This window comes from Microcoleus sp. ARI1-B5, assembly GCF_036705795.1.
Classification (GTDB): Bacteria; Cyanobacteriota; Cyanobacteriia; order Cyanobacteriales; family Microcoleaceae; genus Microcoleus.
Map to the genome: position 1 here is coordinate 62,054 of NZ_JAUBVK010000009.1, position 26,577 is coordinate 88,630.

Consider the following 26,577-nt stretch of genomic DNA (forward strand, 5'->3'; position numbering starts at 1 on the left):
TATAAACAAAAGATCCACGAAACCCGCCCCGGCCGGATATTATTGTTAATCAACCGGAATTGATAGAAAACGAAGCCTTAACCCGAAAGACCGCCAGGGACTCAAGTCCCCCTCTTATAGCGAAAGTCCTCTTGCATAGGACTGAAGAACTCATCAGTCCTATGCAAGAGGACTTTCGCTTTGAGGCGGGGGTTTAAACCCCCGCCGGACTGTGGGAAAGCGCGTTAAGTTAATTAACTAACACGCCTTGGGCATTGCCGTTTCCCTACAGATATTCTGTATTAACAAAACACCATTCAACTGCTCGAATAAATCCCTCTTTCATGCAGTTGCTGCATAAAAAACTCTTCCAAACTAGGCTTAGCCAAATTCATCCCAATTAGCTGCCCTCCCGTACCACTCAGACTAGAAATAAACTCCTTCGGACTGCCTTGTAAATGACCGTACCACAAATCATTATCAACTTCCATATCCGGTATCCATTTTTGCAGGATATTCAAGTGGCCGCCCCTACCTTGAACCCGGTAAGTTTCTGTTTTGCCGAGGAGTTCGTCGATCGCACCAATGCAGATTAACTCACCCCGGGCCAAAATTGCCACCCGATCGCAAATCTTCTCCACATCAGACAATATATGCGAATTAAAAAAAATTGTTTTTCCTTGATTTTTCAGCAATAAAATTATCTCCCGCATCTGATAGCGCCCCATCGGATCTAAACCCGACATCGGCTCATCTAAAAATACCACATCGGGATTGTTAATCAAAGCTTGAGCCATGCCGATCCGTTGCAGCATTCCCTTAGAATACTGGCGCAACTGTTTTTTAATTGCCGCCGATTGAGATAGCCCAACTAAATCTAGTAAATGCGGAATTCGCTGCCGCTGAATCGAGGCGGGAATTTCAAACAAGCCCGCCGCAAACTGCAAGAATTCCCAGCCCGTGAGATAATCGTAAAAGTAGGGATTTTCCGGCAAGTAGCCGACTCGTTGCTTCACAGTGCGATCGCCCAAAGGCCTCCCCAACAGCAGCGCACTGCCAGAAGTCGGCCGCACTATACCCAGCAAAGTCTTCAGCAGCGTAGTTTTCCCCGCTCCATTTTGCCCTAACAGCCCGAAAGTTTCCCCCTCACAAACAGTCAGAGTGCAACTTTTGAGCGATTCAATCTTTTCGTTCATCCAGAAGCCGGTACGGTAGAACTTCCCCAGATTAAATGTTTCCACCACTGGGGTAGCTCCGGGCCTCTCGGTGGGAGTTGGCGCATCTATAACAGGTTCCATTTTCGTCATATAAATAAGTAGCACCTGATTATATTCTATTGCATAAGTTTAGTCATAATTGCTCTTTTTAATGTTAAACTCATATTAGCTGCACTTAAAATTTTGTGAATATGGAACGTTCAAAAATTATTGCTATTATCACCGGCGTGATTTCTATAATTTTAGCAGTTGCCTACCTGCTGCTCGTCACAGTCTTGGACTTCCGAGGCGAAATGCTGCCCGCACCTCAAAGTCAGTTGCCAGTCTCGCTGCCTGTTGGGCAACTTGCTATTGCTAATCAGACGCAGGCCAGCACTGAGGATTTATCCTTAATTGTGACACCAATAATATAATTTAAATTTCGCCATTTCGCCAATAAATTATGTACATAAAACTACTGGCGAAATGGTGCTATTTGTAGGGTGCAATCGCGAGTATTCGCAGCAGTGTGACCGTCCTCGCTCCTAACATCGCACGCGAGCGGGCGCGCTCGCACTGCACTCTGACTGATGACTCAATTAATACACATGAATTGCTTTCATCATGTGATATGCTACCAGCAACTGCGTCAAAGCTAGCGGGTAACTTTGCAAAACTTCGCCAGTTGTGCCGATTAGTTTGCCAATTTCCGGGTTGCCTTGGGCGCTGCAAAATCCCCGGAGGTGGGGCATTTCGTTGCACAAAATCTTTTCCAGTTCGTTTACTTGCTCGCTGGTAGCGTGGGAATCTACTTCTAAAACATCTACTGGTTTGCCCATATCGCGATCGAGTCCCAAGCGAATTGCAGGCTTAAAACTCTCGCTGCCTCGACCTAAAATCTCAGTAAAATCAGGGTGAGGAATTGTCGGTCTCAGCACTAAACGCACGCTCAAATTGGATTCATTGTCCGCTTCTGGCGGGTAAAAACTAACTACAACGTCTGCAACTTTGCGCTGAGGGCGAATGAAATCTTCTGAATCCGGTTCCCGTTTTTTTATTTCTGCAAGTACCTGTTCTTCTGTATAACCGCGCTTCATAACATCGCGCTTAACTTTCCACTGAGTTCGCAATTCTTCTGGGGGAGCGAGATACACTTTTACGTCGTAAGAATCGCGGATTGTTCGAGTTGCGTAACCCAGCAAACCTTCAACTATTACAAATTTGCTGGGCTTGATGTATTCCGGCGGGTCGAATGTACCTGATTTGTGGTTGTAAATGGGTTTGAGAATTGCTTGTCCGGTGCGCAGCAGGCTGAGGTGCTGCTGCATGATGTCGAGATAATTGCAGTCGGGATGCAGTGCTGTGATCCCGATTTGGGCCCGCTGCTTTCTGTCGTACCTATGATAGTCGTCTGTACAAATCACAGTGACATTTTCCGGCCCCAATACTTGGGCAATTCCCCGTGTCAGGGTGGTTTTGCCCGCTGCGCTGTCTCCGACAATACCGAGAATGATTGGTCGATCGCTCATTGTTTTTACCCCGACGGACAATAGCAAATTTTGTTGTTAATATTAAATCTTATCAAAATTCGGTTCGATCCGATCGCTAGTCGCATGGTTTGACTTGCTCCCCTCCCGAGTCTCCCCAATCTGTAAAATTATTGTATTATTTCTTAATAAAATGCGGCACCGGAGACTCAGAGAGCATCTGATGAAAAAATCGCGCCCATTTCTCGATCGCGCAGGATGTCGATCGTACTTTTGCATCCGGCTATACTCAGAATTTCGGGAAAATTACCGCTGCCAAGTGTCCCGCTCGTCTGTGAGTGTAGTGCAAATAGCAGCAGCGGTGGCAGTGATGGGATATTTTTGGTTTCAAAACGGGCAGCAAGCAGTGAGTCAACTTTCCAGTCAATCAATCGACACGGAGGGCGATCGAATTTACCCGGAATATGAAGTTTTAGCCAAAGCTTTCGCCGTGCCTGACAAATTAAGATAAATTTGAGTTTAGGATGTACTCCCGCCCTCAGAAACCAGTTCTTTTTAATCTTTCTGACCTGCTGCAATGAAGTATCTTCGTGAATAAACCCGATTTCGACGCACCTGTGCGTAAGTTCTCAATTTAAACAAATCTTAAATTTAACTAATACCACATTCCCAAAATAATGGAACTGTAGGCAAGCTCCCAACCCATATCCACTAAGTGATTCCTAATCTCAAATCGTTCGACACTCCGACAAGCGATCGCGACCAGGAGCGCGATCGCCGAAATCTCAAATCTCAAATGGTATAAGCCCATAGCAAGCTGATGAATCAACCATATTCTAAACAATTTAGCGGCAGTATTTTAATTGTTGACGACAATCTTAACAATTTAGCGTTACTGGAGCGGATATTATCGAGGAAAGGCTATAAAGTACGACTTGCATCTAACGGCCAACTGGCGCTCGATTCTGTCAATTTGACTCAGCCTGACTTGATTTTGCTGGATATTATGATGCCCGGTATGGATGGCTATGAAGTTTGCAGTCGCTTGAAAGCTAGCGATCGCACTCGCGGCATTCCCATTATTTTTCTGAGTGCTTTGGTAGAACTTTCTAATAAGCTGAAAGCCTTTAATGCTGGCGCGGTGGACTACATTACTAAACCTTTTGAAGCCGTAGAGGTGGTGGCTAGGGTTGAAAATCAATTGCGGCTGAGGGAACTCGAACTGCAACTGAGGGAGAAAAATAAGATGTTACAGCAGGAAATTGCCTTTCGGGAAGAGGCAGAAATTGAAACGCGGTTGCTGTTGGAAACAACCAAGTTTCAGAAAGAAGAAATTGAAGAATTGTTATTAAATATTTTGCCTAAAGCAATTGCCGATCGCTTGCAGGAAGGACAAATCATAATTGCTGACAGCTTTTCGGATGTTAGCGTTTTATTCGCAGATTTGGTGGGATTTACGAATTTTGCATCTCAAAAAAGTGCGACTGAAACAGTAAAAGTTCTCAATCAAATTTTTAGTCAATTTGACCAGTTATCGTTACAGCACGGTTTGGAGAAAATCAAAACTATTGGCGATGCTTACATGGTAGTCGGCGGTTTGCCGGAACCTCAGGAAAATCACGCTCCGGCGATCGCCCAAATGGCACTGGATATGCAAGCTGCTCTCGCTAGCTTCAATCTCAAAAACAATCAAAGCTTTAGTCTGCGCATTGGGATCAATATTGGTGGGGTGGTGGCGGGAGTCATTGGTTTAACTAAATTTAGTTACGATTTGTGGGGGGATACAGTGAATGTTGCTCAGCGGATGGAATCAAACGGTATTCCGGGGGAAATTCAGGTGACTGCTGCGGTTTACGAGCGTTTGAAAGATAAATTTTCGTTTAAAATGCGCGGGGCTATTGAGATTAAAGGTAAAGGAGAAATGATGGCTTATTTGTTGCGGGGGCGAAATTAGTTATTAGTCCTTAGTCCTTAGTTATTAGTTATTAGTTATTAGTCAGTAGTTATTAGTTATTAGTTATTAGTTATTAGTCAGTGGTCATGAGTCATGAGTTATTAGTCATTGGTCATTCTGTAGATGAGCGGCACAATATATAAGCAGTCAAAATAACGGTTTTAATAACATGGCTCAAGCGCAAAGAAGTGCTGATTTTAATTTAAACACACTCAAAATCCTGTTCAGAATGAAATACTGCTCTAATTTTTATAGATTATATTTTGAGTTTTTGAGGTTAGATTGTTTTAATCTGGGAGCGGAAATTTTGCCGATCGACCTCTCTTAAATATACTTTATTTTAATTTGTAACTTTTAATACAATATTTTACCTGTATTACTACTTAGTTAAAACAGTCTTTTGGGTTCATTTAAGGCATTTAATATTAAGCGCCGAAATTTATACGCAAGTAAAAAGCTCCACTGGCGATCGCAAAAGTATAAAATGTTGTTTCCTAGCAGCTCAGTGGAATTTGAGATCGAGACATGGAAAATTATGATGTTTATGCCCTAAGATAGATACATTAAGTTTTTTCAAGTTAATGTCTGGGTTGGGGTGAGCCGATATGGATGCAACAGTAGATGTAGTAGATTTGACTGCGGTGATGCCTGGAGATCGCCCGAACGCGCAATTTTACACCGATTATCGATCGGCTGTCGCGCCGCGTGCCATCGGGATCGGCAACCCGCCCTCCGCAAACTCTGGGAGTTTCGCAACCGGCGCGCAACGGTCAAAAATATCGATATTCCCGGCACAATTCCTGCCCGGAGTATAAAACCCTACGCCGGCAGTTACGTCCTTGTGGAGGATTTCCGCGACGCCGCGATCCCAGAATACGATCGAGTTGCATCAGCAGCAGTTAATTGCACCGCTCGAAATAGTCCTCAAGCGAACAGACATTCTCGACGCACTCGAACGGAGTCCAGTTATTTACAAATAGATTCCACTCCAATTATGGGGATTTTTAGTGATAGTAAAAAAACAGATTTTTAGGCTAATATTTAGCACAAATAGGCGACGCATTCGCCATATATTCGAGCCGTAACCCGAAGCACACCGACAGGGGAATGCAGGCCAAATTTATTGGAGAAATTGTCTGGCAGGAAATGCTAGTAACTATGATACACAACTTTTACGATACGCTGGCACATTTGGCAATCTATGCAGGTGCCGCACCGACGGAGCGCAAAAAAATCCTTAAGCGCGTTTGGGCAAGTCAGAAAAAACTCAAAGAATGCGCGCACCGCAGCCCGATCGATTACCAGCACAAGCTCGATCTGGTTGAGGCAGAATGGCTGCGCATTTTCGGGAAGAAAGCAGAAGCAATGGAACTTTACGATCGAGCTATTGCCGGAGCTAAAGCTAACGACTCTTGGAATGAAGAAGCTCTTGCTTGCGAACTCGCTGCTAAGTTTTATCTGTCATTGGGAAGAGAAAAAATTGCCCGAGTCTACATGATAGACGCCTATGATTGCTATGTCCGCTGGGGAGATAGAGCCAAAATTGACGAATTAGAAAAATGCTATCCTCAATTGTTGTCACCCATTTGGCAGCCTGCAAAACTCGCTGCAAATCCATTAGCAACTTTCGCAGCGCCTGCCAACCAAAATCAATCGCTGCATCCATCCATTCATGCGTCTGTGTCGGCGAGTGTCTCAGATTTCGGAATTTTTTCAACTCTGCTCAAAGCTTGTCAAGCGCTGTCTAGTGAAAGAAATCTCGATCGCCTGATTGCCAAACTGATGCAACTGGCGTTGACAAATACAGGCGCTGACAAAGCAGTCCTGATTTTGCCAAACGGCAATCAATGGGAAATCGCAGCGATGAGCGCTCTTGACAATGTGGGTGTCCAGCGGGCGGGAGGCTTACGATCCGCAACACTCGATGAAAACAGCGATATCCTGCCCCTCAAAATTGTTGACTGCGTTAAAAACTTGTTGAAACCTGCGATCGTGCGGGATATCGCTCAAGAATGCGATTGGGATTCCGACTCTTACATCCTCAAATACCAACCGCAGAGCCTGCTGTGTTGGCCAATTCTCGATCGAGGCAACTTAGTCGGCATTTTGTATCTAGAAAATCGGTTAACCGCAGGAGTTTTTACCCGCGATTGCCTGCAACTTCTCAATCTCCTCTGTTCCCAAGCAGCCATCAGTTTGCAAAATGCTCTGCTTTATAAAAAATCTCAGGATTACAGCCAAAAATTAGAGCGATTGCTAACAAAATTCAGCCGCACCGAAGCTCAGCTTGCCGAGCAGAAACAAATGTTACAAGCAATTCTTGATGTCGCTCCGATTTGGATTTGGATGGTTAATCCTCAGGGAAAAGTACAGTTTTTTAACAACACATTTTGTCAAGATATCGGTGTGCCTCTCTCCGCTTTCCTAGCTGTGGATCATTACAAAGAGATACTGGGGGAGGATGCAGAGGGCTGTATGACTTCAGATGCTGCCTGCCTTGCCCAAGATTTGCCGCATTACTCCAGCGAAACTCTCACATTGGTTGACGGAAAAAAACACTATTTAGAAATCACGAAAGTGCAGTTAAAAAATTACGAAGGCGAGACGGTCGGGATTATTGGTTTGGGTGTTGACGCCAGCGAGCGCAAGCGCTCAGAAGAACTTTTGCAACAGCAAAATCAACAGCTAGAACAAACTTTAAAAGATTTACAGCAAGCACAGTTACAGCTCGTACAAAACGAGAAAATGTCGGCTTTGGGCAATTTAGTCGCCGGAGTCGCCCACGAAATTAACAATCCCATTGGGTTTATTTCTGGCAATTTAAGCGAAGCTAAAAGGAGTTTGAAAGATGTTGTGGAACACTTGGAATTGTATCGCTCCGGTGCACCCCAATCGGAAATTGCCGACCATGCCCAAGAGATAGACCTCGATTATCTCTTGGAAGATTTACCGAAGATGATTGATTCAATGCAAGTCGGGTGCGATCGCATTTGCAGCATCAGTACCAGCCTCCGCACCTTCTCCCGAGGCGACAAAGACTACAAAGTTCCTTTTAATATTCACGACGGCATTGATAGCGCCATTTTAATTTTGAAACACCGCCTTAAAGCAAACGAACACCGCCCGCAGATCGAAGTGATAACTAAATACGGCAGTCTCCCTAAAATCGAATGTTTTCCCGGCCAATTGAATCAAGTTTTCATGAACCTGCTTGCCAACGCGATCGATGCCTTAGAAGAGTCAAATCAAGGGCGCAGTTTTAGCGAAATTGCCGCCAATCCCAACTGCATCACGATTTGCACTGATGTAGTGGGCGAAGGGTACATTAAAATTACAATTGCTGATAACGGCACGGGGATGAAAGAGGAAGTCAAAAAGCACATATTCGACCATTTGTTCACGACGAAAGGTGTCGGGAAAGGAACTGGATTGGGGTTAGCAATTGCCCGTCAGATTGTGGAAGAAAAACACGGCGGCACCATCGAGGTGAATGCCGAGTTAGGAGTTGGCACTGAGTTTGCGATCGTTTTGCCTGTGAAAGGATAAATTTTAATTAAACTTAAATGTTTTTTGGGCGATCGCGTGATAACATTTAATTTGACCGATCAATTCTCTTGGAGGGTCTTTTAAATGCCCTACAGCCAATTTAGGCTCGAACAAATCAAGTCAGAATTTGGCATAACTCTCTCCGAACAATTCGGACTTTTTGCAGAAATTCCCGAGGCTACCTACAGCCAGTTTTTGTCGGAAACCCTAGAGTACAATATTCCGCTAGCTCTAGCAATTAACTCTGAAAAATCTCGTTCTGAAATGATTGTAGCGCCAATCTTGATTGAACTCAGAAAACAATTTGACAATGGGATAGGCTTATTTTCAGGTAAAGATTTTACGGTAGATAGCCAGAGAGGTTTAAACGGATTTTGCGATTTCCTGATTAGCAAATCGCCCGAACAGTTAATTATCGAAGCGCCGGTTATTGCTTTAGTCGAAGCCAAAAATGATAATATAGAATCGGGTTTGGCTCAGTGTATGGCTGAAACGATCGCAGCTCAATTGTTTAACCAACAAAAAGGTAATGAAATTAAGAAAGTTTACGGAGTTGTGACAACGGGCAGTCTCTGGAAATTTATGCAGCTAGAAGACCAAACTATATCGATCGATATAAATGAGTATTTTGTGGGGAATCCTGGCAAAATCATCGGTATTTTGAAAAGTTTTATTGAATAACGTTGTACAATTTGTTTGATCGTTCGGACTTTAGTCCTCGGATTGATGCGGACTGAAGTCCGAACGATCGAACCTTTTCTAATTTACTAACTTGGTAAACTTAATTTTATTACCTGTCCAACTGATACCTCGTGCTTGTGCGTCGCTACTACCACGGCACCTTCTAATCGCGGATCGTAACATCCAACCCAAGCCGCAGGATGGCATTCGTGCACTAAATACCCGTACAGCCAAATTGCTCCTCTACCTTCAATGACAATTCCTTGGCTGAATTGAACGTCTTGAGGAAGTTTCAAACCTTGTAAGTCCTCGGGTGTGATAATACCGTCTTGAGTTGTAATTCGCAAGCGCAAATGTTGGTAGGCTAAACCGTCTTGAGTTTGATTGGGGATTATTTTTAATTCAATAGGATTCATTGGATGCACAAATGTTGAATGCTGTTTTCAGTTGACAGTTGACCTGGGATAGCGACCTCTACCTGGAAGGAAGAGGATTGGAGTAATGAATAGTCGGATTTTAATTTCTCCCGAAAAAGCTTTGGGCTTTAAACCAATTCTTTCTGGTAAGTAGAAGGAAGTTCGGCAACGGATTCGCTTGCGCGAGATGTAACGGATGTAACGGATGGAAGGAAGAAGGAAGAAGGAAGAATGCTGATAGCAGCTCGTTTTTGAGCAATCTGTATTTGACGTTTAATTAGGTGGATTTACTTAAAATCATATACCTTTTAAGGTAAATTTGGAATGCGATCGCCCACTTTGATTCCCAATTGGGCCGCCCTGCCGCCTTTGAGTTCAATAACTCCGTCAACGGGAACATCCGGGCCGTAGTTGGGGCAGGTGTCGCTCAAACACGGCGGTACGTTGGGAATTATCGCCTGCACTACGCCTTCGCGCAGAAAAACCATATCGAGCTCGATTAACACGTTTTTCATCCAGAAACGCACGTTTCGCGCGGGGGCGATCGGGAACAGCATTCCCCTGTCATCGGGCAATTCTGTGCGAAACATTAACCCAATTGCTTGTTCTTGGGGAGTTTTCGCCACTTCTAGTCCCAGGGCGCGATCGCCCACAGTAGTGTTGACAGAAACTGGCAAAAGCTGACCCGTATCCATCCCGCCAAACATCGATATAAAGTTGGATTCAGTCAGATTAAATCTTCCCGAAACGACTCCTAAATAGTTGCCCGAATTTTTATCTTGCATCACAGTTTGGTTATCAGAAACAGAAATATTCAAATCGCTAAACTTAATGCCATCGGTCAAGACAATTTTATCATTGCCGCTGCCAAAATCTGTAATTACATCGGCTTGGGCGACAGTAGATGCGGCGGAGGTTCTTTCAAGCACAAATAAATCATCGCCCGCGCCTCCTGTCAAGATATCTTTGCCTTCGCCGCCGATTAGCAAATCGTTACCCCGATCGCCAAAAATCCAATCCGAGTCTTGTCCTCCATAGATTGTATCGCTACCCTGGCCTCCAAACAGCGTATCGGCGCCTTCATTTCCGGCGAGCAAGTCATTTTCCCGATCGCCAAAAATCAGGTCATTTCCCGCCAAACCTTGAACAGTATCATTACCCGCAAATCCTCTAATCGTATCGCTGTTGGGGGTTCCCAGGAGAAAATCGAAGCCGAAAGTACCGCCGGTGTTAACCATTTTGCGTTTAATGATGCGTTTAATAAGAAGAAGCTTTGGCGATCGGCATCCGCCAACCGGTACCAAAAGCTCGAGCGCTAATTTTCAAGCCCGGGGCTGCTTGCCGCCGTTTAAACTCCGATTGCATGACTAATTTTACTACAGGTTTAACCACCGCAGCATCGTGTCCCGCAGCGATGATTTGTTGGACAGATTCGTGATGTTCTATTAACCGCTGCAAGATGTCATCCAAAACATCGTAAGCAGGCAAAGAATCTTGGTCAACTTGTCCCGGTTTCAGTTCAGCACTCGGCGCTTTACTAATAATATTAACTGGAATAATTTCTTTTCCCATCTCGCTGTCAGAATTCAGCCACCGACAAAGCGAATAAACGCGAGTTTTCGGCACGTCAGAAATTACCGCCAATCCGCCATTCATATCGCCGTAGAGAGTGCAGTAACCCACGGACATTTCTGATTTATTGCCAGTGGAAAGCAGCAAATGTCCGAACTTATTAGAAATTGCCATCAACAGATTGCCGCGAATCCGGGATTGAATATTTTCCTCGGCAATCCCGAAAGTGGTATGGACAAACAAATCGGCGAGAGTGCGATCGTAAGTTTTCATCAAATCGCCGATCGGCAACATTTCGATCGCAATACCCAGATTTTTAGCTAATTCCAAAGCATCATTAACCGAATGATCCGAACTGTAAGGAGAAGGCATCAGCACCCCCAGCACATTTTCGGGCCCGATCGCGCAACTGGCGATCGCCGCCACCAAACCCGAATCTATCCCGCCGCTCAAACCAAGTACAACTTTAGAAAAACCGCATTTGCGAACATAATCTCGGACTCCCAAAACCAAAGCCGCCCAAATTTCTGCATCCTCTTGGGCCGGATGAAAACTCAACGGTGCCGCCTCACTTCCTGCTGTAGTTTGCTGATTGCTGCTCGCTAAATCTTGTTTATTTTCGTCATATTCCAGCACAGCAAAATCAGTTTCAAAAGAAGCTAATACCTGAATCAAATCACCCTTTCTATTTACAGCAAAACTGCTGCCATCAAAAATAATATCATCATTTCCCCCAACCTGATTGGCGTAAATAATCGGTATCCCGCAGCGGATGATGCTGTGCTGCAACATAGCCGATCGCACTTCCCGCTTCCCCACAGAATAAGGCGATGCCGACAAATTAACCACTAAATCCACGCCCAATTTGGCCAAATCGGAAATTGGATCGCCCGCGTAACTGCGTTTACCCCAAAACTCCTCATTGTTCCACAAATCCTCACAAATTGTCACCCCAATTTTGAGTTCGCCAAGAGTAAAGTAATTGCTGTTTTCTCCCTCCTCAAAATATCTATCTTCATCAAATACATCATAAGTCGGCAACAAGCGTTTATTAAAAACTTGTTTGACGGCGCCATTTTGCAACAAAACAGCGCTGTTAAACAATGATTTTCCGCCTAATTTAGCAGCACGATCGTTAGGTACGGCCGTGCCGGCTATAACTGCCAACTCCGGTGGCAAAGCTTGCGCCAGTTGCTGCAACTGTGCGGCTGCGGCTGCAATGAAACTCGGATCGATTAACAAATCGCGCGGCGGATAACCGATCAGGGAAAGTTCCGGTGTTAGCAATAAGTTTGCGCCCTCAACAGTTGCTTGTTTCGCAGCCTCCAGAATTAGGTTGGAGTTGCCAAAGATATCACCAATCGTTGGGTTGAGTTGTGCGATCGCAATTTTCATCTCACTTTCTTCACTACCATAAATATTGCTAACAGTCCGCCCGGGCGGACTCAATTTCCTATACTCCTAGATTTGAATCTAGGCAAACATTACTCAGATTTGTAATGTTTCAACTCTTCCTCAATATAATAATTTACCAAATCCCGGTAAATATTTTCAACCACATCAGGATTCAAACCCGATTCACTCGCCCACTCCCGCCGCTGCTGCAACATAGCCTGAAAGCGATCGGGCGCTCTAACGCTAGCTTCACTGGTTTTGAACCGGGCGGCGGCGATGACGTATTTAAATCTCTTGCTCAAAGCATCGATCACTTCTCGATCGATGATATCAATTTCCTCTCGAACCTCGTGAATATTAGCGCATTCATCAGGGTCTTTCATCGTCGGCACTCCTTAATAGCTTATTTTCTCATGTTACTCAATTGATCCCCGAATGTCCGTCAATTTTAGATTTTAGATTTTAGATTTTAGATTTACTCGCCTTGATTAATCTGAGAGCTTGAACAGGAGTCTAAAATTTGGGGAGATCCACAAAGCGATCGTCAGGGGCTTGTAGCCGTTTTTGGGCCCAGTCATCCTGGTAACAGCTAGATAAACACCAGCGGCTTATTTTTCAAAGGAGCAAAAGCTGCCGCATCAAAGCGGTACAAACTAGCAGGGCGGCCGGCCCCCCGCGAAACCTTAACCCCGGTATCGCACAAAAAACCCAATTTCAACAATCGAGTTCTAAAATTAGAATAATCCGCAAAATTTTCCCCCAAAATAGTCGTATAAAGTTGATACAAATCGCTTAAAGTAAAAAGCTCCGGCAAAACTTCAAAAGCTACCGGACTGTATTCAAGTTTGTTGCGCAGTCGCCGATATCCGTATTCGAGAATTTGATTGTGATCGAAAGCTAGTTTAGGAACTTGTTGCACGGGATACCAAGCAATGCCGCCGACGCGGTGGCCGACACCCGCAACTACACTCCCAGCAATTAACTCAGCTTCCTCAAACCGCACCAAAGCAAAATAACTCACCGAAAGATAGCGATCGCCCCTGGTAAATTCCCGAGGATCGCGTCCCGGTTCCCCAAAAGTATACAATTGCTCCAGATACAAATTTTCTACCCTGATTTTCTCCGACAAAATCCGGTAAGCCGCATTTTCCAGAGACTCTCCGTGCCGCACCAAAGTACCGGGAAGACTCCAAGAATCGATAAACGGTTCGTCTTGCCGCATTACCAACAGCACCAGCAAGCGGTTCTGCACGGTATCGACGGAGAAAATCACATTATCTACTCCTACTTTAAAGTCAGCTAACGAGCAACCCTCGCTCTTTTTTGTGCCTCGTGCCATGCGTACAAATGCTCCCGATTGATGTAATCTTCGATGGGTGGAGTCAGAGCTTCCGTGTCTCCTGTTTCGCGATAGGAAGTAGAAGAAACATCGGGAGCATTTAAAGATGCGATCGCCACTTCTGCACCCAGGCGCCTCAACTGCCACAAATCTAACTGTTCTGATGGATAACCAGGGCGCGGTACTATCAACAACTCCACTTCTTTTAACAACTGTTCAAATTTGTACCAGCGAGGCAGTTGCGTCACCAAGTCGGAACCTATTACCAGCGTCAACTCTGTATCCGGCCACTGCAATCTTGCTTGTTCCACAGTTTCTAGCGTCCTCGGACTGCTGAGTTCTGGATGCAAGCACAGGTTGTGTCTCGGCGAATTAATTTCTTGAATGATTAACAGCAGCATTGCCGATCGGTGTTCGAGGGATGTTTGGTGCGACTTAAAAGGATTGTCCGACGCCCAAACTGCTACCCAATCAAAATGCTGAGAAAGCCAACTCAGGATTGTTTTGTGTCCGGCTGTCGGCGGATCGGCACTGGTTCCAAACAAGGCAATTTTTTGCATAGGGAATCGGGAATGGGGAAAAAGGGAATGGGTTATTGGGAATTGGTAATCGGTAATCGGTAATTGGGGATTGAACTAGATACTAATGACCCAAGCGTGTCAACTTAATTATCAAACGTAGTTCAAAGCCTGCTGTTTGATGATTAACCTCTCGATCCCCCCTAACCCCCCTTAAAAAGGGGGGGACAAGAGCGATCGAAGTCCTCTCACAAAGGAGAGACTGTAAGCTCTCAAAGTGGGTCTTCTTAAGGGGGATTTAGGGGGATCTAGACGCTTGGTAGAAGCGAGATTTTTCATGAATTTTAGTCGGAACTTGACACCAATAACTGATGACTGATGACTGATGGCTGATGACTGATGACTGATGACTGATGACTAATGACTCTTTTTAGTTTTTTGAGTGAGACTCTGCAAATCAGTAGAAATTTCCACCGGCGGCGAAATCGGGTTGTCTAGCTGGCGAGTTTGGGCCGGGAGACTGGCGACAGAAGCAGCAGTTCGTTTAGCAATATCCTCCAAACTTTCCGCCTCCTGCACTCGTTTGCCCTCCTTGACAACCAATTCCATTAATGGTATGTAAGAATCGCAATTGTGAATATTTTCCCCTGTCAGTCCCAAACAATCGCCGATAATTTCTCCATCTTTCACAGTTCTAAAAATTTGCTTTCTTCCTGGATATGTTACCTTGCCACTGGCCTCCTTCATCACCGGAAGCCCGTCAATTTCCACCAACTTATAAACACCGTTCACCGGCGAACCGCTGACCAACTTGGTTCCCAAACCGTAACCGTCAATGCAAGCGCCCGCACTTTTTAATTTAGCAATTTCTCGATCGTCCAAATCGCCGCTAGCAATAATTGGCACGCCCGGAAGGATCGATCGCACTTCCCGAGACAGCGCCGCCAAATCCCCCGAATCCAGGCGCACGCCTTGCAAGGGCATTTCACCGTTATTTACTCGATCTGCCAACATCCGCGCCGCCCCCACAGTATCGTAAGTATCGATCAGCAGCGGCGCACCGGGAAAATAGCGGTGAAAAGCTGCAAACGCCTCATCTTCGCTGCCTTCAAGAGCCGCCACAGCCATTACCAAAGCATGAGCCATAGTACCGACTGGTTTGCGGCCCAACTTCAAAGCAGCCAAAACATTAGAAGTTCCATCTAACCCAGCAGCCAGAGCCGCCCGAGCCGCCCACACAGCAGCTTGAGGCCCAAAAGCCCTGCGCGTCCCGAATTCCAGCAACTTAGTCTCCGGGCCCGCCACATCCCGCAGCCTGGCCGATCGCGTCGCAATTAAAGTTTGATAATTGATCGCATTCAACAAATAAGTTTCGACTAACTGAGCCTGCCACAGAGGAGCTTCGATGCGCAATAGAGGCTCGTTAGCAAACACCGCCGTCCCCTCCGGAACCGCCCAAACATCGCCAGTAAAGCGGGCTGCGGCGAGCAGAGTCCAAAATCGCTCCGGGGCGCCAGCAAAAATCCCAGTGGACTGCAAAGCCTGAATTTGCGCCTGGGAGAACCGAAATTTCTCTAGATAGTCGAGAACTTGGGCTAAACCCATGGCGATCGCATAGCCAAAACCATCTGGCAGCCTGCGCGCGAATAATTCAAAACTCGCAGGGCGATCGTCGAGCCCTTCCCCGACGTAACAAGCAGCCATCGTTAGCTGGTAGAGATCGGTCAAAAGGCTGTAATCTGCTGGGGAAACCGTGAGTTCCCGGTCTTCTAAGATTTCCTCAAAACCTGTGAGGTGCAGGCTTTCTGTCGCAGTTTTCATAGCGAAAAACCCCGGACAAACTTCTTTGTCTTAATTATAGTGACAAACACCATATCTTTTTGTAATTTTTTGATGAAGATTGCAGATATCTGTCGGATGATTTCGTTGATTACGCCCTTTAATAGCTGGTTTCAGCTTAATAGCTGCAGGAATATTATGGTAGAATCAATAAAAATAGCTGTTTAAGAATCTCAGCAATTAACCCCAAAAACTCAAGGATTCGGGGTTGTTTAGGAAAATATTTCGTTGCAGCCCTCGATCGAAGTTAAAAAACCGGGTTGGCGATCGTCGTCCGTGCGATCGCGACTGTTTGCGTTAAGTCAAGAAAAATATACCAGGAAACCGGGGCGATCGCCCAAAAACGCGCGATTTCTCAAAGCTTCAGTTTGCTTCGATGCAGTTGACAGTTGACCGCTTGACAGTTGACAGTTACATATGGGAATCAAACCGTTTAGGGTAGAGGGGCCTCGGGTTCTATTCATGAGGTTATCGGTAGTCTTAAAAGCCAAGAAGGTTGCTATATACCGGGAAACCGGGGCGATCGCCCAAAAACGGGCAATTTCTCAAAGCTTCAGTTTGCTTCGATGTTGCAGACTAATAAGTAATTAAAACAAATATTGCTAAAGCGATCGCTCTGAAGAAACTCAGACTAATCTATAAAGTATCAACAGCCAGAAAAGAGAGGCGGTTCTTATGAATCTTTCTAAATCTGTGGTAGGCGCAATGCGTTACGTTTCGGAAGCTGCATCGAGGATTTTTAGACGGAGCGATGACGATTATCCGGCTACTGGCGTTCAGCCTTTTGAAGGTAGGCCACCCAAAGGCTCTAAATGGGACAGATGAAAAGCCGATCGGGCTTTTCTAGCGAGGTAGGCAAAGACATTGGTCTCACACAATAACGGTAAATTTTTCAACTACTTTTAAGTATCTTCAATTGGCCCCAGCTAAAATTTGTTTAGCTGGGGTTTTGCCGTTATAAATTGGTAGTGATGACCTTAATGTTTTGAGTTTTATGAGGACTCGGGGTCCTCACTACGAACCAATTACCCAAAATTGATCGAGCAAAAAGGCGATCGCCCCGCTGCCAATTGGCACAGTCAAATTGTCAATTCCCAACTTAGACACCGACTCCAAAGTAGCAGCAACCAAAGCCACAATTGCTGACACAGCCAAAGTTTGCCAAACTGCGCCGCCAACCCCCAGCAAAATCAAACTGCTAACAGCAAAACTCACCAAATACATAGTTGCAGAACCTTCCCAACTCTTCTGCATTCCCCAAACTCGATAAATATGCTTGCCGTATTTTTGACCGATGACAGCAGCCAATCCGTCGCCCCAAGTCATCACTAAAATGCCCAAAGCAGCGTATTCTTGATGTTGCATCGGCCAAAACCAAGCTACGAGAACGCTGATACTCACAGCATAGAAAAAAGTCCCCCAACTTGAACGGTTGATACTGTTAAGACTCGGCAAAATCGGAACTTGGTAGGAAATTAGGGCGATCGCACCAGCCAAAACCCCTGCCGAAATCCCCACCCAGCCGGGTATTTCCAGCCACCAAGCCAGCAAAATCACGTTTCCAGTACCGATGTGAACCACCTTCCGCGATACCTCCGCACCGACAGCAGTAAAGCGGTTTAACCCCTCAGCTACCAGTAAAATCACGCCCAACCAGGCTCCCACGAGGGAAATTTGCAACCACACAGTCGGAATTTCAGAAAATATAGACACGATATTTAGGAAAAACTCAAATCGGGCACTGTTTACTACTTTAGTGGAGATTCAATCGATTTCGGCATCAAGGGCGATCGCTCTCCCGACAGATTGGTTTAGACCCCGCTTAATGAAAAAATATAAATAAGTAGGTGAGGCTTAAAAATACATAACTATGTCATTGCGACCGAAGGGAAGCAATCGCCAAGTTGACGATCGCTTTAGATTTTGTGACACGGTAACTTTTATTTGCGCCTACCTACTCAACTACCGCTAACTAAAATTGCCCCCATGACCTTCAGCATATTCGATTTGTTTTGGGTTTTTCTATTGCTTAGCTCCCTGCAACCGGCTTGGCAAAAACGCTCTCTAGAATTCCGGCGCCTCCAAGCACTCAAAGAATTCGAGCGAGAGCGAAACAGCCGCGTGATTTTCCTAATTCACCGACAAGAATCGATTAGCTTTCTGGGAATTCCCCTTTCCCGCTACATCAGCATCGAAGATTCCGAGCAAATATTGCGCGCAATTCGCTTGACGCCTCCCGATGTGCCGATCGACCTTATTCTCCACACTCCCGGCGGCTTAGTGCTCGCCACCGAACAAATTGCCAGAGCTTTAATCCGCCACAGAGCAAAAGTAACAGTATTTGTGCCCCACTACGCCATGAGCGGCGGCACAATGTTAGCCTTAGCTTCCGACGAAATTATTATGGACGAAAACGCCGTTTTAGGGCCGGTCGATCCGCAGTTGGGCAATTTTCCCGCCGCCAGCATTCTCAAAGTTCTCGAAGACAAACCCGCCAGCGAAATCGACGACCAAACATTAATTATGGCAGATTTGTCGCGCAAAGCAATCAGACAAGTACAGCGATTTGTCCGCACGCTTTTAGAAGATACCGTTCCCCAACCGAAGATTAAACCGGAAAACATAGACCGAATTATTGAAACGCTGACGACAGGACAAATTACTCACGATTGTCCGATCGCAGTTGAAGAAGCGACGGAGTTAGGATTGCCGATAACCGTTGGTTTGCCGAAATCCATCTACTATTTAATGGATTTGTACCCGCAACCGCAAGGCGGCCGGCCCAGCGTGCAGTACATCCCCATGCCTTACGAACCGCGGCCTGCTTTACCGGAGCCCAAGACTCAGCCGGCGGTTCGCTGAAACAGAGGGCACAAGTTTAAAATTGTCGGCGGGGCGATCGCCTTGCGGTGAGAAATGTGCGATCGTCCGTTAGAATTTACTGCATAACAAACTTAACAGGAAAATAAGTTTTATTGCTGTGCAGTATGTCTTAATTATTCATGAAGTAAACTCAGCGCTTGAAACCGCGTTTACTTTTTCCATGTTAGATTAATCGGATAAGCACGATCGGGATTTTTAGACTATGACTTTCAGTGATGTAGTTGAGGCAATCAAAATTCTTTCCGCTGATGAGAAGCAGGAAATTCAACTGTTGTTGAAGCAATATCTCCGTGAAGAACGCCGTGAGGAGATATCTGAGAATTTTAAGTCGGCGCAAGTCGAACAACAAAAAGGTTCGCTGAAATTTTCTGCCAACATCACTGAACTGAGACAACTGATAGAGGAGTAATCATGGAAGTCAGTTTCAGTTCTTCATTTAAACGTGCTTTCAAAAAGCGCATTAAAGGCAATGCAGATTTAGAGGCGAGGTTTTGGCAGAAATTGGAGCAGTTCACGATTGATCCATTTGATCCGAGCTTGAAAACTCACAAACTGTCGGGGAAACTTAATGATTTGTGGAGTTTTACCGTAGATTAGGACGAAAGGGTGCTATTCTACTTTACGGAAGATGGAAAAGCTGTGGTTGTAGATATTGGTAGTCACGATCGAGTGTATTGATAGGAAAATAGGTTTGATTGCTATGCAGTATGTCTTAATTATTCATGAAGTCGAAAATTATGCAGCTTGGAAAAAGGTATTTGACAATGCTGCAAATATCCGAAAAGAAGCTGGCGAGCGCTCCTATCAGGTCTTGAAGTATGACAATGAACCCAACAAAATTGTTCATTTCTCGGCGTGGACATCGACAGCAGATGCCAGGGCGTTCTTTGAGTCGCCTGCACTGGTTAAAATTAGAGAGTCAGCGGGAGTTAAAGCTCCTGAATTTATCTATTTAGACCAATTGGAGTCAGGAGTATTGTGAAAGACGCATTCGTATAATGTAAGTTGTTCAGTCCTAGACGCACAGGACTAAAGAAACCGGGTTTTTGACCAAATCTTCTGGCTCAAACGAACTATTTTCGTAAAAAACCCGGTTTCTGACTACCCCTGCATCCAGGACTATTATTCAAACTAGGTGGTTGAGTTTTTAGTATGTACGACGGTAGCTACTACCAGCTAATGGCTGAGTACAATTGCTGGATAAACCAAAATCTATATTCTGTCTGCTCGGCAATTCCTGATGAACAGCGCAAACAGGATCTCGGTGCATTCTTTAAGTCGATTCATGGCACTTTGAATCACTTACTGTATGGTGACAAAGCATGGATGGGTCGTTTCACTCTTGAGCCATTTTTGGTGACAGCGATCGGTCAAGAATTGTATGCTGATTTTGATGTTTTGAGAGCAGAACGGGAGACAACCGATCGCCAAATTATACAATGGTCTAGACACCTTAATTCTGACTGGCTGAGTCAACCGTTTGAGTACACAAGCAATGTAGACGGTAAATGCCGGGTGTTACCGACTTGGGTTTTGGTGACACATATGTTCAACCATCAAACTCACCATAGAGGGCAACTTACCACACTGCTAACACAACTTGGTTACGCTCCAGGCGTTACAGATATTCCCTGGCTACCGGCAATATCGTGTTGAGATTTTAGATTTTAGATACTTCGATTTCGCTCAGTACAAGTTTTAGATTTTAGATTGGGGAATTGGTAATTAATTTGTGAGTGCCTCATTTTCCTGATAACCGCTGACTCAAGAAACCGGGTTTTTTAACCTTTATTGAGGGTTTGAACCAAATATTTTGGTTGAAAAACCCGGTTTCTCGCTACCCGTGCGATCGCGAACTAATATCGAAATCCTCTTTCACAACTCGCGTTTCAACAACTTTCGCACCGCCGCAAAAGCCCTCCCCCGCCACTTGACCGGCAGCAGCGACAATCCCAAACCCGCCCACATTTTCGCCTCAGAAATCGACTTTCCCGCCCGAACCATCCGCCGCCCTTTTGCAGTTTCACCCACCTCAATCAGCCGCAAACCAAGCGCTAATTGAGTTTCTGCAATCCTTTTGAGCCTGACTGTTTCCAACTTCTGGGACTCAAACTCGTAGCCGGTCAAATAGCGCAATTTATCGCTCAAATACGGAATTGCCCGATCGACTCCTTGCTGTTGAGCGTGAAATCGATACTCCATCAACAGCTCGGGCAAGTAATAGCACTTTTTGCCGGAAATTGCAAGTCTTACGAACAAATCGTTATCTTCGCAGTTTTGCCAATTCGGCCGCAGAAATCCGACTGATTCCAGCGCGCGGCGCCGAAACAAAGTTGCTCCTATTTGCAAACTTTGTCTCAGAAAAACTGTAGCCAGCAAATCTTCAATAATTCCAGCCGACAACTCGGTGCGGCCCCACCGCTGCGAATTGAGTTTTGTCTGGTTTTCGTCAATATTATTGTTGACATCAATTACCCAGTGGTCGGTACTGACAAAATCAATGCTGGGGTTTTTATCTAAAATAGCAGATGTCCGCTCTAGAAATTGCGCGCTCAGGCGATCGTCATCGTCAAACTTAATAAAATATTCGCCCCTAGCCGCCGCAAAGCCCGATCGCATATTATTGCTTTTACCGATATTCTGCAGGTGGCGAATGTAGCGAATCGGGCGATCGACAAATTCCGACATCAACAGCGCAGTGCTGTCAGTCGAACCGTCATCGCAGACAATTAATTCAAAATCTGTATAAGTTTGATCTAGCACGCTGGCGATCGCACTAGCCAGCAAATGCACTCGATTGCAAGTAGGAATGCAAACGCTAATTTTCGGCACAAACTGACACCATTTTAGATTGGGGATTGAGATTGCGAAAAAATTTCGCAATTGAGTTCAGGGAAAGAAACCACCTATGCCCTATGCCCTATGCCCTATGCCCTATGCCCTATACCCTATGTATTTTAATTTAAACGAGCCGTACATTCAAGAATTAACTTTTGATTCACCAAAGCAAAAGGTTGAATTTCCAAAGCGCGGCGAAAAGCTCGAATAGCACTTCTGTATTCTCCCAGAGCAGCGTAGCACAAACCCAGACCGTGCAAAGCCCCAAAATGCACCGGATTCAGTTGGAGGACTGTTTCGCAGTCTTGGATCGACCTTTTATAATTTCCTTGGGTATAGTGAAGTACGGCGCGCCGGTTCCAAGCTTCAGCAAAATCCGGCGCTTCCGCAATCAGTTTCGTCAGCAAATCCAAAGCGTGGCGAACATCACCTGCATCTAGGGAAACTTGCGATCGCCTGAGAACTTGCATCCCGTACTCACCCTTCTGGTTAAACCAAGTGCGCCAGAGTTCTGTAGTAGCCCGATCGCGCACGCTTTCGTCAGACTTTTTCAAGTCTTCGAGCAGCGCCTTGACAGATAATTCGTCCATAAGTGGGAAGATTGTTAAAAAAGTTTTATCAATCAATTTTATCGCGACAGCGACAACTTTATTTATCGAACAGCGCATGAAGATTTTGATGCTTTCCTCGACTTTTCCCTATCCGCCAAGCCGCGGCGGAACTCAGGTAAGGACGTTTAATTTATTGCAATACTTGAGCCGGCGGCATGATGTAATTCTCGGTACTGTGCGATCGCCCGATGTCACCGACTCACAAATCGACGCATTACGAGGGCAAGTTACAGAATTGGCAGTTTTCCCCCACCCGCAGACACCCCCCCAACCCCCCCTTGCTAAGGGGGGGCTAAGACTCCACCAGGAGACTGAGGAAGGATTCTTACCTCCCCCCCTTAACAAGGGGGGGACTGAGGGGGGGTTCTTTCCTCCCCTCAATCAGGGGATTGATGAGAAAATGAACGAAATACTAGGAAAACTGCACAGATTTAGTCAATTTTTGTTATCCGGGACGCCTCCAAACCTGCTCTCCAGCTACTCAAGAACCATGCAGAATTGGGCAGACGATTTGGTAACAGCCGGCAAATGCGATGCTGTTACCTGCGAACACAGCGTTAACGAGATTTACGTGCGTCCAGAATGGCGGCAAAAACTGCTGACAGTGGCAAATATTCACAGTTCCGTTTGGGGAACTTGCAGGGAAATCTTAGCCACCGGCACTTCCCAAAACCCCCTGCGCGATCGACTAAATTTGCCCCTACTCGCCCGCTACGAAAAACGCTACTGTGCCAAATTCTCCCGCATTGTGGCGACAACATCCACAGACAGAGAGCAACTCCTAGAATTGCTGTCGCCTCCGGGGAGACTCCGAGGGGAACAAGATTTTTTTGTGCCGCCAATTGATGTCATTCCTAACGGCGTGGATTTGACAGAATTTCCGTACCGGTCGATCGATCCAGGAGGTCACAACTTAATCTTTGCAGGCGCCATGAACAATTTGCCCAATATAGACGCGGCCAGGTTTCTCAGTTTGCAAATACTGCCGCCTTTGCAGCAGCGCTATCGGGATGCTACCCTCACCTTAGTCGGCGCCTCGCCAGTCCCCGAAGTCCTCGCCTTGGGGCAACTTCCGGGAATTCAAGTAGTAGGCCGGGTGCAAAGGGTGGCAGAATATTTGCATCAGGCTGCTGTTTGTGTGGTGCCCATGCGGATTGGTTTTGGGATTAAAAATAAAACATTGGAGGCGATGGCTGCGGGAACGCCTGTAGTTGGTAGCGATCGAGGTTTGGAGGGTTTAGCCGTCGGTGGCGGCCGAGAACCGACAAGGGCCTTGCGGGCGAACGAAGTTCAGGAGTATGTTGAGGCGATTACCACTTTGTTGGAAAATCATCAGCTAAGACAAGAACTGTCTCTGAGCGCGCGAAAGCGAATTGAAAGCCAATACACCTGGGATATCATAGGTCGGCAGTACGATCGGCTATTCCAATTTTAAACTCTAAATTCTAAATTCTAAATTCTAAAATTCGACGATGGAACACAAAATTAACCCCTCAAAAAATCGAGCCAAACCCCCAGAAAATCCCAAAGTTGCTCCCCCTCCGACAAGACGCCGCCGCCAAACCCGACGCCCCAAAAAACTTCAAGAGTCCCAGCTTCCCATATCAGCTTCCCCAACTCCCGCCAGATATCCCTGGAAAAGACTGGTAGCTAATTTGACAGCCCTCAGCGTCTTGTGCGGCTGTGCAGCTTTGATGGGAGGCGGCGCTTGGCTGAGTTACCAGCTAATTGTCGATCCCAACGGCAACAAGTTGATCTCTCAGTTTGTGCCTGGATGGTCGCGCCTGCCTACAGGTAGCAGAGATTCGATCCAAACTCTCGATCAAATCAAAGCCAGCATCCGCAAATTGGGATTCGTAACCGGAGAACCTCTGCCGCTTCCCGTCGAGGAATCGGCAGATAATTCTATTTCCGATTTGCTGTTGCCGGTGATGGTGGAAAGGACTGTTAATGCTTCTACTGTTTGCAAAAATCCTTGCCGTCAAATTGTCGAACTTCGCGTGTACAAGCGGGTGCAACTTCCCGATCGCGATTCCGATACCGTGCAGTATTTTCAGCTAGCAAGTTCAGTGAATATAGAAGGCCCTGCGGAATCTTTTGTTATTGCTTCTTTGGATGACTCCCCGTCTAACAATCAAGCCTCGAATCAGCCGCTACCGCTGACCGAACTGCGCCGCTTTGACGGCAAGCCCCCCTCATTGGGCATTTGGTTTAATGTCAGCGGTCAACTGGTGCGGGGCGACAAGAAAATTCCCTACGGACAAGTCGTTCGCTACAACCCCAGCCAAAATCATTTAATCTCGCTGTTGGATTGGGCCAGTGCGGCCGGACAAGCGCCGAATTGGCAGCAAATTGTTAAGGGCCAAAACCCGCAGTTGGCGATCGACCAAACAGTTGGTTTAGAGCCGCAATTTACCATTTATCAAATTGGCCCGCGCAAATTTCTGCCGAACCCAGTTCAGTTAACAGCGATTTCTTTAGAAGAATTTGCCTTCAATGACGAGACTTATAAAAATGGGCTGCGGCTGGCGAAAAGCGGGCTGTGGTCTCCAGCATTAAATGTCATGCGTATTGCTAAGGGGAAAGCCGGTCAGAATTGGCCGGCTGTCGCGCAAGCTCAGCTAGAAACGATCGAATTTCACGCTAAAATTACTCGGGCTCAGGCGATCGCATCTTGGGCCAGTCCCAGCCAACAAGTTCTCGCAGAATTGATCGACGGCCGCTGGAGCGAAGCTTTGCAAGTATTTGAAGCCGATCCGAGCAACAGTCACGAAATTGCCACCACCCTCAAAAATGACGGCGGGCGGATCTTCAACCGCGTAGACGCCGCCCTGAGAGTCAATGCTGCTGATGCCGATGTCAAGGCTTGGGGCGCCCTGATTGTAGCGTCTCAAGACGGAACTCGCGAGGCGATGAATTGGCTCGACCAGCAATCAGATACTGACAGCGAAACTAGAAGTCGAATTCGGAATTTGGTCAATAAACTTGAAGAAGCAGTTTCTCAAGCTGAAAGTTTAGAAGACCACAAGAGTCAAATTATGGGTTCTGCTACTTTAATTAGCAGTATCAATCCCGCTGAGTGGCTGGAACCCACCGCGAAAAACGAGTTAAAATTGACCGGAGAACAAGTTTGGTATCAGGTGCAGGTAGCGAGTTTTTACGACGGCACCCGCTGGGTTAACTCGCCCTTTGCAGATGTAGAAGTGCGCTCTTTTCCTGCTACTCAAATCAAGTGGTTGTGGGGGCGGCTGGGCTTGCAGGCTGACCCCAAGATTAAGATTGAGGTAGCGATGGCTAACGGTCAACAAAGAGTTGCTGTGGGAACGGTGAAAGCGGTGCAGATTCAAGACGGAAGTCTGCGCTTGCTGGCGGCGGTTGACAAGCGATCGTAATCTGCCAGAAAGCCTTCAGCAGAGGGAACAGTCCTAGACGCACTCTTGACACAAAGAAACCGGGGTTTTTTACCATTTCTGCCGATTGCAACAGAAGTATTTTCGTAAAAAAACCCGGTTTCCTTCCACCCGTGCGTCCAAAACTAAGAATCAGGAAAATGCTTTCTTCTCCCCCTCCCGCAACTCCGAAAGAGGCGCAATCTCAAAACTCTTCCCCTCCCCACTTATCGCTCTTGGACAACAATGCAGACAAAAATTTTGTTAATTTAATTAACACAAGTTGCACACAAAAAACCCAGAGATGTCAAATCGCGCCCTTTTTAGAGAGTGCTGCAATCATCTGCCGTTTCACCGCTTTAGCCCAAAGCTCAAACTCCAAACTGTTGATATTCTGAATTTTTACTTCCTCAACAGGCTGAGTTGGGGCTTCTTTCTGTGCTGTAGTCTCCATTGTTTTTTTCCTCGTCCAAAAAATGTTATTAGTCGATCGCAAGCAGTGAGCATCATACCTATATTTTATGTAGTAATTGCTGCCATTATTTATACTAAATACAGAGAATTTAACCATAAAATGCAGTAAATACATCTAGATAATGCAATTTGCGAATATCAGGTCAAAAGTCCTGTAACTCCTGCTAGATATAGGTTTTTCCTGACATTAAAATGTGACAATTTACATAGTATAGCCCGCTCGAACCAATACTTAAGTTAGTCAACTTATTTGAAAATCAATGTATTGGTATATACAGCAAAAATATATTTTATGCAATTTACCAGAAAGAATGGGTTTAAAGCCCCAAGCTTTTTCGCCCTTGATAAATTAAAAGAAGACTATTCATTACTCCCATCCTCGGACTTATGATTGTCAAGTGCTGTCCACTGTCAACTGTCAGCTGTCAACTGAAATAGGGCCGTAAAGCCGATCGTCCGC

At 46.0% G+C, this 26,577-nt stretch carries 27 protein-coding genes; 14 read left to right on the top strand and 13 right to left on the bottom strand.

Annotated features, from left to right (window positions below; genetic code table 11):
* Window positions 1-296: 296 nt before the first annotated feature.
* The gene (locus QUB63_RS15865) at window positions 297-1,277 is read right to left on the bottom strand and encodes an ABC transporter ATP-binding protein (protein WP_332946353.1); all 981 of its coding nucleotides are present in this window, start codon (window positions 1,275-1,277) and stop codon (window positions 297-299) included.
* Window positions 1,278-1,387: 110 nt separating this feature from the next.
* On the opposite strand from QUB63_RS15865, the gene QUB63_RS15870 reads away from it, so the two are divergent.
* Window positions 1,388-1,609: a hypothetical protein gene (locus tag QUB63_RS15870; protein ID WP_332946217.1), complete on the top strand. Its 222-nt coding sequence runs from the start codon at window positions 1,388-1,390 to the stop codon at window positions 1,607-1,609.
* A 165-nt stretch (window positions 1,610-1,774) separates the two neighbouring features.
* On the opposite strand, the gene QUB63_RS15875 is transcribed toward QUB63_RS15870, so the two are convergent.
* Complete coding sequence (locus tag QUB63_RS15875) at window positions 1,775-2,704, bottom strand: phosphoribulokinase (protein ID WP_332946218.1); 930 nt, start codon at window positions 2,702-2,704, stop codon at window positions 1,775-1,777.
* A 181-nt stretch (window positions 2,705-2,885) separates the two neighbouring features.
* On the opposite strand from QUB63_RS15875, the gene QUB63_RS15880 reads away from it, so the two are divergent.
* From QUB63_RS15880 to QUB63_RS15900, 5 genes are all read left to right on the top strand, one after another.
* Window positions 2,886-3,173, top strand: coding sequence for a hypothetical protein (locus QUB63_RS15880; protein WP_332946219.1), 288 nt, complete (start codon window positions 2,886-2,888; stop codon window positions 3,171-3,173).
* Between the two features lie 309 nt (window positions 3,174-3,482).
* Window positions 3,483-4,616, top strand: coding sequence for an adenylate/guanylate cyclase domain-containing protein (locus QUB63_RS15885; protein WP_332946220.1), 1,134 nt, complete (start codon window positions 3,483-3,485; stop codon window positions 4,614-4,616).
* Window positions 4,617-5,221: 605 nt separating this feature from the next.
* A complete protein-coding gene (locus QUB63_RS15890; protein ID WP_332946221.1) occupies window positions 5,222-5,431 on the top strand; it encodes a hypothetical protein in 210 nt (69 codons plus the stop codon).
* A gap of 331 nt (window positions 5,432-5,762) precedes the next feature.
* Complete coding sequence (locus QUB63_RS15895; protein WP_442921810.1) at window positions 5,763-8,162, top strand: ATP-binding protein; 2,400 nt, start codon at window positions 5,763-5,765, stop codon at window positions 8,160-8,162.
* 84 nt (window positions 8,163-8,246) lie between these two features.
* Entirely contained in the window at window positions 8,247-8,843 is a 597-nt protein-coding gene (locus QUB63_RS15900) for a hypothetical protein (RefSeq protein ID WP_332946223.1), read from the top strand.
* Window positions 8,844-8,929: 86 nt separating this feature from the next.
* On the opposite strand, the gene crn3 is transcribed toward QUB63_RS15900, so the two are convergent.
* From crn3 to QUB63_RS15935, 7 genes are all read right to left on the bottom strand, one after another.
* Window positions 8,930-9,259 (bottom strand): CRISPR-associated ring nuclease Crn3/Csx3, encoded by a 330-nt coding sequence (gene crn3 / locus QUB63_RS15905; protein ID WP_332946224.1) that lies wholly within the window; start codon window positions 9,257-9,259, stop codon window positions 8,930-8,932.
* A 308-nt stretch (window positions 9,260-9,567) separates the two neighbouring features.
* Window positions 9,568-10,497: a DUF192 domain-containing protein gene (locus QUB63_RS15910; RefSeq protein WP_332946225.1), complete on the bottom strand. Its 930-nt coding sequence runs from the start codon at window positions 10,495-10,497 to the stop codon at window positions 9,568-9,570.
* Between the two features lie 19 nt (window positions 10,498-10,516).
* Complete coding sequence (locus tag QUB63_RS15915; protein WP_332946354.1) at window positions 10,517-12,226, bottom strand: NAD+ synthase; 1,710 nt, start codon at window positions 12,224-12,226, stop codon at window positions 10,517-10,519.
* Window positions 12,227-12,315: 89 nt separating this feature from the next.
* The gene (locus tag QUB63_RS15920; protein ID WP_332946226.1) at window positions 12,316-12,609 is read right to left on the bottom strand and encodes an isochorismate lyase; all 294 of its coding nucleotides are present in this window, start codon (window positions 12,607-12,609) and stop codon (window positions 12,316-12,318) included.
* Between the two features lie 206 nt (window positions 12,610-12,815).
* Entirely contained in the window at window positions 12,816-13,565 is a 750-nt protein-coding gene (locus tag QUB63_RS15925) for an NUDIX hydrolase (RefSeq protein ID WP_332946227.1), read from the bottom strand.
* Window positions 13,526-14,125: a nicotinate-nucleotide adenylyltransferase gene (locus QUB63_RS15930; protein ID WP_332946228.1), complete on the bottom strand. Its 600-nt coding sequence runs from the start codon at window positions 14,123-14,125 to the stop codon at window positions 13,526-13,528. Before QUB63_RS15930 ends, QUB63_RS15925 begins: the two co-directional genes overlap by 40 nt.
* Window positions 14,126-14,500: 375 nt before the next feature.
* Window positions 14,501-15,904, bottom strand: coding sequence for a nicotinate phosphoribosyltransferase (locus QUB63_RS15935; protein WP_332946229.1), 1,404 nt, complete (start codon window positions 15,902-15,904; stop codon window positions 14,501-14,503).
* Window positions 15,905-16,150: 246 nt separating this feature from the next.
* On the opposite strand from QUB63_RS15935, the gene QUB63_RS15940 reads away from it, so the two are divergent.
* Complete coding sequence (locus QUB63_RS15940) at window positions 16,151-16,315, top strand: hypothetical protein (protein WP_332946230.1); 165 nt, start codon at window positions 16,151-16,153, stop codon at window positions 16,313-16,315.
* 621 nt (window positions 16,316-16,936) lie between these two features.
* Here QUB63_RS15940 and QUB63_RS15950 read toward each other — a convergent pair.
* Complete coding sequence (locus QUB63_RS15950; RefSeq protein ID WP_332946232.1) at window positions 16,937-17,635, bottom strand: diacylglycerol/polyprenol kinase family protein; 699 nt, start codon at window positions 17,633-17,635, stop codon at window positions 16,937-16,939.
* Between the two features lie 273 nt (window positions 17,636-17,908).
* On the opposite strand from QUB63_RS15950, the gene QUB63_RS15955 reads away from it, so the two are divergent.
* The 5 genes from QUB63_RS15955 to QUB63_RS15975 all read left to right on the top strand — a co-directional run bounded on the left by QUB63_RS15955 (window position 17,909) and on the right by QUB63_RS15975 (window position 20,461).
* The gene (locus QUB63_RS15955; RefSeq protein WP_332946233.1) at window positions 17,909-18,784 is read left to right on the top strand and encodes an SDH family Clp fold serine proteinase; all 876 of its coding nucleotides are present in this window, start codon (window positions 17,909-17,911) and stop codon (window positions 18,782-18,784) included.
* 223 nt (window positions 18,785-19,007) lie between these two features.
* A complete protein-coding gene (locus QUB63_RS15960) occupies window positions 19,008-19,214 on the top strand; it encodes a hypothetical protein (RefSeq protein WP_332946234.1) in 207 nt (68 codons plus the stop codon).
* A gap of 2 nt (window positions 19,215-19,216) precedes the next feature.
* Window positions 19,217-19,402 (top strand): type II toxin-antitoxin system RelE/ParE family toxin, encoded by a 186-nt coding sequence (locus QUB63_RS15965; RefSeq protein WP_332946235.1) that lies wholly within the window; start codon window positions 19,217-19,219, stop codon window positions 19,400-19,402.
* Between the two features lie 103 nt (window positions 19,403-19,505).
* Window positions 19,506-19,787, top strand: coding sequence for a putative quinol monooxygenase (locus QUB63_RS15970; RefSeq protein WP_332946236.1), 282 nt, complete (start codon window positions 19,506-19,508; stop codon window positions 19,785-19,787).
* A gap of 170 nt (window positions 19,788-19,957) precedes the next feature.
* Complete coding sequence (locus QUB63_RS15975) at window positions 19,958-20,461, top strand: DinB family protein (RefSeq protein WP_332946237.1); 504 nt, start codon at window positions 19,958-19,960, stop codon at window positions 20,459-20,461.
* A 219-nt stretch (window positions 20,462-20,680) separates the two neighbouring features.
* Here the strand turns inward: QUB63_RS15975 and QUB63_RS15980 are convergent, their stop codons facing one another.
* Both QUB63_RS15980 and QUB63_RS15985 read right to left on the bottom strand, forming a co-directional pair.
* Window positions 20,681-21,637, bottom strand: coding sequence for a glycosyltransferase family 2 protein (locus tag QUB63_RS15980; protein ID WP_332946238.1), 957 nt, complete (start codon window positions 21,635-21,637; stop codon window positions 20,681-20,683).
* A gap of 125 nt (window positions 21,638-21,762) precedes the next feature.
* Complete coding sequence (locus QUB63_RS15985; RefSeq protein ID WP_332946239.1) at window positions 21,763-22,233, bottom strand: tetratricopeptide repeat protein; 471 nt, start codon at window positions 22,231-22,233, stop codon at window positions 21,763-21,765.
* Window positions 22,234-22,309: 76 nt separating this feature from the next.
* Between QUB63_RS15985 and QUB63_RS15990 the strand changes: the two genes are divergently transcribed.
* Both QUB63_RS15990 and QUB63_RS15995 read left to right on the top strand, forming a co-directional pair.
* Window positions 22,310-23,689: a glycosyltransferase family 4 protein gene (locus QUB63_RS15990; protein ID WP_332946240.1), complete on the top strand. Its 1,380-nt coding sequence runs from the start codon at window positions 22,310-22,312 to the stop codon at window positions 23,687-23,689.
* A gap of 37 nt (window positions 23,690-23,726) precedes the next feature.
* Complete coding sequence (locus QUB63_RS15995) at window positions 23,727-25,646, top strand: hypothetical protein (protein ID WP_332946241.1); 1,920 nt, start codon at window positions 23,727-23,729, stop codon at window positions 25,644-25,646.
* A gap of 304 nt (window positions 25,647-25,950) precedes the next feature.
* Here the strand turns inward: QUB63_RS15995 and QUB63_RS16000 are convergent, their stop codons facing one another.
* Window positions 25,951-26,097: a hypothetical protein gene (locus tag QUB63_RS16000; RefSeq protein ID WP_332946242.1), complete on the bottom strand. Its 147-nt coding sequence runs from the start codon at window positions 26,095-26,097 to the stop codon at window positions 25,951-25,953.
* Window positions 26,098-26,577: the final 480 nt, after the last annotated feature.